The organism is Saccharothrix sp. CCNWYY140 (assembly GCF_037401995.1).
Lineage (GTDB): Bacteria > Actinomycetota > Actinomycetes > Mycobacteriales > Pseudonocardiaceae > Actinosynnema.
Map to the genome: position 1 here is coordinate 1 of NZ_JBBEGC010000234.1, position 5,130 is coordinate 5,130.

General features: G+C 67.3%; 4 protein-coding genes. All 4 read right to left on the reverse strand.

The window, feature by feature from the left end; all coding sequences use genetic code 11:
* Positions 1-206: 206 nt before the first annotated feature.
* Positions 207-1,625 carry a GH1 family beta-glucosidase gene (locus WBN91_RS38935; protein WP_337729309.1) on the reverse strand — a complete coding sequence of 473 codons (1,419 nt, stop codon included), beginning with the start codon at positions 1,623-1,625 and terminating at the stop codon, positions 207-209.
* A gap of 4 nt (positions 1,626-1,629) precedes the next feature.
* Positions 1,630-2,430: a carbohydrate ABC transporter permease gene (locus WBN91_RS38940; protein WP_337729311.1), complete on the reverse strand. Its 801-nt coding sequence runs from the start codon at positions 2,428-2,430 to the stop codon at positions 1,630-1,632.
* Between the two features lie 35 nt (positions 2,431-2,465).
* Positions 2,466-3,362 (reverse strand): carbohydrate ABC transporter permease, encoded by an 897-nt coding sequence (locus WBN91_RS38945; RefSeq protein WP_337729312.1) that lies wholly within the window; start codon positions 3,360-3,362, stop codon positions 2,466-2,468.
* A gap of 83 nt (positions 3,363-3,445) precedes the next feature.
* Positions 3,446-4,726 (reverse strand): extracellular solute-binding protein, encoded by a 1,281-nt coding sequence (locus tag WBN91_RS38950; RefSeq protein WP_337729310.1) that lies wholly within the window; start codon positions 4,724-4,726, stop codon positions 3,446-3,448.
* Positions 4,727-5,130 lie beyond the last annotated feature (404 nt).

Sequence of the window (5,130 nt, forward strand, 5' to 3'; positions counted from 1 at the left end):
CTCGTTCCTCGCAAAAACTTTTGGCTGCACCCGACCCAAAGTGTGGTAGCCCTTCGGGCAGGCCATACGGGGATGACGGAAGAAGCCCAAGTTGGGGGTCTGCTGCGCGAGCTACTTCGAAAAGCGCGCGCCCTGCGGGCGAAGGGCTGTGCGGGCGCGAAGGGCTGTGCGGGCGGGGCGGTCCGGTGGACCGCCCCGCGCTCGTTTCACTGGACCACGTGACCCTTGGCCGGCACCGCGTTGTGCCGGACGATCCTCGCGAACGCGTGGCCGCTGTCCTTCACCGTGCGACGTTGGGTGGTGTAGTCGACGTGCACGATGCCGAACCGTTGGCCGTACCCGGCCGCCCACTCGAAGTTGTCCAGCAGGGACCAGGCGAAATATCCCCGCACGTCCACGCCCCGCGAGATGGCGGTGTGCACCGAACGCAGGTGGTCCACCAGGTACTTCGTCCGTTCGACGTCCACTACCCGGCCGCCCGACACCGTGTCGGGGAACGCCGACCCGTTCTCGGTGACCACCAGCGGCACGGTGACGTCCCGGTCCAGGCGTTCGAGCAGGTCCGTGAAGGCTTGGGCGTTGATCTCCCAACCGAAACCGGTCACATCGCCCCTGGGCGGCAACAGGTCCACGCCGCGCAGACCGGGGTAGGGACCCGGGGTGACGTGTGAGGGGTCCGCCGACAGGGCGGCCCTCGCGGGGCTGTAGTAGTTGACGCCCAGCCAGTCGATCGGGGCGGCGATGAGCTCCAGGTCGCCGTCGCGGACGACGTGACGCCAGTCGCCCAGCCAGGCCGTGTCCTCGACGACGTCCTCCGGGTACCCCTTGCCGTTCAACGGGTCCAGGAAGAACCGGTTTTGGAGTCCGTCGACCTTGCGCACCGCCTCGCCGTGGTCCGGGTCGTCGGCGTAGACCGAGGTGAGGTTCAGCACGATCGCCAAGCGGTGGTCCTTCGGTGCCTGCGCGCGCAAGGCCTCGATGGCCAGACCGTGGCCCAGCAGCAGGTGGTGGGCGGCTTCCAGCGCTCCCAACGGGTCGACCACGCCCGGCGCGTGGATTCCGTTGCCGTAGCCCAGGAACGCCGAGCACCACGGCTCGTTCAGCGTCGCCCACGCCGACACACGGTCGGCAAGCCGCGCATGCACCAGCGTTGCGTACTCCGCGAAACGGTAAGCAGTGTCGCGGTTGCGCCAGCCGCCGTGGTCCTCCAAAGCCTGGGGCAGGTCCCAGTGGTACAGCGTGGCGACCGGCTGGATGCCGTGCTCCAACAACGAGTCGACCAGGCGGTCGTAGAAGGCCAGGCCGCGCTCCTCCACCGCGCCCGCGCCGGTCGGTTGGACGCGGGGCCAGGCCACGGAGAAGCGGTACGCGCCCAGGCCCAGGTCCGCCATCAGGCCGACGTCCGAGGCGTAGCGGCGGTAGTGGTCGCACCCGGGTTCGCCGGTGTCGCCGCCCTCGACCTTGCCCGGCGTGGCGGCGAAGGTGTCCCAGATCGACGGCCCTCGACCGTCCGCCGTGGTCGAGCCCTCGATCTGGAAGGAGGCCGTCGCCGCTCCCCACAGGAAGTCCGGTGGGAAGCGCAGCAGCTCCTGCCCGACCTGGGTGTCCGGGTCGGTTGCGGTCATGTGTTCACCCCTTAACAGCGCCCTGCATGATCCCGCCGACGATCTGGCGGGCCAGCAGGAGGAAGATCCAGACGACCGGCAGCACCGCGAGCGACGCGCCGGAGAGCATGAGCGAGTAGTCCGTGTAGTAGCCACTGGCCAAAGTGGACAGTGCGACCTGCACGGTGGGGCTGTCGTTGGGGTCCAGCACGATCAGCGGCCAGAAGAAGTCGTTCCACGCCGTCATGAACGTGAACATGCCCATCACCGCCGCCTGCGGCCGGACCGCGGGCAGCGCCACGTGCCAGAAGGTGCGCAACACCGAGCACCCGTCCACCCGGGCCGCCTCCACCAGCTCGAACGGCACGGACTCCTCGCACGCCTGGCGCATCCAGAACACCGAGAACGCGCCGATCAGCGCGGGCACGATGACGGCTTGCAGCGTCCCGTACCAGTCGAGGTCCGACATCAGCATGTACAGCGGGATGACACCCAACTGCGTCGGGACCATCGACGTTCCCACCACGATCAGGAACAACGAGTTGCCGCCCCGGAAGCGCAAGCGCGCGAACGCGAACCCGGCCAACGTGCCCAGCAGGACGTTGCTGATCGCCACCGTTCCCGCGACCACCAGCGAGTTCTGCATCGCCAGCCAGAAGTCCACGGTGTCGAACACCCGCCCGAGGTTCTCGAACAGGTTCCCACCCGGCACCAACGACGGCACGGCGTCACCGAGCGCCGAGTTGTCCTTGCTGGCGATCAGGAACGAGTAGTACAGCGGGAAGATCGACGCCACGAGCACCACGACCAGCACCGCGTACACCATCGGCCCCGCCTTGCCCACACGGGAAGCCACGGCCCTCACCCCTTCGACGCGATGCGCCGCGTCAACGTGAAGTTCAGCAGGGCCACGAGCAGGATCAGCATGAACAGCACCCACGCGATCGCCGACGAGTAACCGGCGTCGAACAGCCGGAACCCCTTCTCGTACAGGTACATCACCAGCGTCTGGAACTGCCGGTCCGCGCCGCCGGTGCCCGTGGCCGTGCCGCCCGGGTCGAACAGCTGCGGTTCGACGAACAGCTGCATACCGCCGATGGTCGACACGATGACGGTGAACAGGATCGTCGGCCGGATGCTCGGCACGGTGATGGACCAGAACACCCGCCACCGCGAGGCCCCGTCCAGCAGGGCTGACTCGTACATGTCCTTGGGCACGGACTGCATGGCGGCCAGGTAGATCAGGGCGTTGTACCCGGTCCACCGCCACATCACCATCGAGCTGATCGCGAGGTGCGAGGCCCACGTCTCGGCCCGCCAGTCCACCGGGTCGATCCCGACGAGCCCCAGCACCCCGTTGACGATCCCGAAGTCCCGCCCGAACAACTGCGCGAACACCAGGGCCACCGCAGCGACCGAGATGACGTTGGGCAGCAACACACCCGCCCGCCAGAACGCCCGACCACGCAGGCCCCGGTCCAACAGCGCCGCCAACCCAAGCGCGGCAAGCAACTGCGGCACGGTCGACAACACGAACAGGCTGACCGTGTTGCCCAGTGCGTTCCAGAAGTTCGGATCCCCGAACAGCGTCCGAAAGTTCTCCAGCCCGACAAACCCACGATCACCATCGATGAGCTGCCAGTCGTGCAGCGACACCCAGGCCGTGTAGAGCAGCGGGTACAGGCCGAAGATCCCGAAGACGACGAAGAACGGCGCGATGGCCAGGTACGGCGTGTACTTGGTGTCCCAACGCCCCAGGCGGTGCCGCCAGTACGGCTTGTCGACGCGCGGCGGCGGCACGGAGCGCCCGGTCTCCGTACCGCCTCGCGCCGGGGCGACCGTCACTTGGCCGCGTCCCGCGCTTCCCGCACGGCCTGGTCCCACGAGTCCGAAGTGGACTGCTTACCGGTTTCGACGCGCTGCAAGGCGTTGTTGAACACCGGAGTGACCTTCGAGTCCTTGGTGCCGCGGTAGGTCGGCTTCAGGTTCTCGGCGGAGTTGCCGAAGATCTGGCCCACGGGAGCCTTGTTGAAGTACTCGTTGACCGTCGAGGTGACCTCGGGGTCCTTGTAGGCGGCGGGCTCGCTGGGCAGGTTGCCGGTCTCCTTGAAGATCCGCTTCTGCTGCTCCGGCGCGGTCAGCCACTTGGCCAGCTCGTAGGCCTCCTTGGGGTGCTTGCCCTGCTTCGGCACGGCGAGGAACGACCCACCCCAGTTCCCACCACCACCGGGCGCGGCGGCCACGTCCCACTTGCCCGCCGCTTCATCGCCCGCACCGGCCTTGATCAGCGCGAGCGCCCAGGCCGGGCACGTGGTGGTGGCGAAGGAGGCTTGCTTGAGAGCGACGTTCCAGTCCTGGCTGAACGGGGACAGCGCACTGGTCTGCTTCTTCTCGGCCAAACTGGCGGCGAGCTTGAACGCGTCGGCGACCTTGGGGTTGGTGTCGGCGATGAACGAGTCGTCCGCCTTGGCGAAGTAGCCTTCCTCGGTCTGGTCGAGGATCGCCTTGTACACGTTCTGCGCGGTGTCGACGAACTTCACGTTCGGCGTAGCAGCGGCAAACTTGTCCGCGGTAGCCAGGAACTCCTGCCAGGTAGGCCACAACTTGCCCACCGCATCCCGCTCCACAGGCAACCCAGCCGCCTGGAACAGATCACGCCGGTAGCACAGCGCAAGACTCCCCATGTCAGTCCCGAGCCCGAGCACGAAGTTCCCGTCGTCGGCAGTCCCCTGGTTCCACTTCCAGCCCGCCCACTGGGACTTCAGCTCCTTGGCCCCGTAGTCGGCAAGGTTGACGAACTTGTCCTTGGACTGCCGGAACAGGGCAACGTTGCCCTCCTCGATGGCCACGATGTCCGCCGCACCCCGCCCACCCGCGAGCTGGGTGGCCAACTGGGTGTGGTGCTGCTCCATCTTGACCTTGCGCTGCTCGATCTCGATCTCGGGGTGCTGCGCCTGGTACTCCTTGATCAGGTTGTCGTACCCGAAGTCGGAGAAGATCCCGATGGACAACTTGACCTTCCCGTCCCCAGCACCACTCCCCCCACTACAGGCAACCACCGCACCAACAGCCACGACCGTCACGATGGTCGCCCCAACCCGGCCGACCAGAGTCCTGCTCATCCGTCCTCCTGGATGCATCGGGTCGCCTTCGATCCCGCGCGGCCCGTCGTGAGAGCGCTCTCACAGTCACGTCGAGACCCGCCACTGTCAACCCGAAGCGGAACGGTCGACACCGTTCCGTAACTTTCTGAAGCGCTCTCGTCCACGGGGCGTCACCCCGACATCGACAAGCGGTAAAGGAGGGCAGGGGTGGCCCGGCCCTCGCCCGGGCCACCCCGCACCTGGTTAGAGGGCCCACACCGCCAGACATGACGCGCGCTCCGAAAAAACCTTGTGACCCCCACCACACCCCACGGGACCACCGCCCCTCCGGCGATGCCGGCGAGCGGGCAGTCCGCCGGGGAGGACACAGCGCAACTTGGGCTTCTTGCTTGTGTCATCCCCGTATGGCCTGCCCGAAGGGC

Excerpts from the sequence above, each read along its gene's own strand:
- WBN91_RS38935 (WP_337729309.1), bottom strand. The coding sequence starts at position 1,625 with ATGACCGCAACCGACCCGGACACCCAGGTCGGGCAGGAGCTGCTGCGC.
- WBN91_RS38940 (WP_337729311.1), bottom strand. The coding sequence starts at position 2,430 with ATGGTGTACGCGGTGCTGGTCGTGGTGCTCGTGGCGTCGATCTTCCCG.
- WBN91_RS38950 (WP_337729310.1), bottom strand. The coding sequence starts at position 4,726 with ATGAGCAGGACTCTGGTCGGCCGGGTTGGGGCGACCATCGTGACGGTC.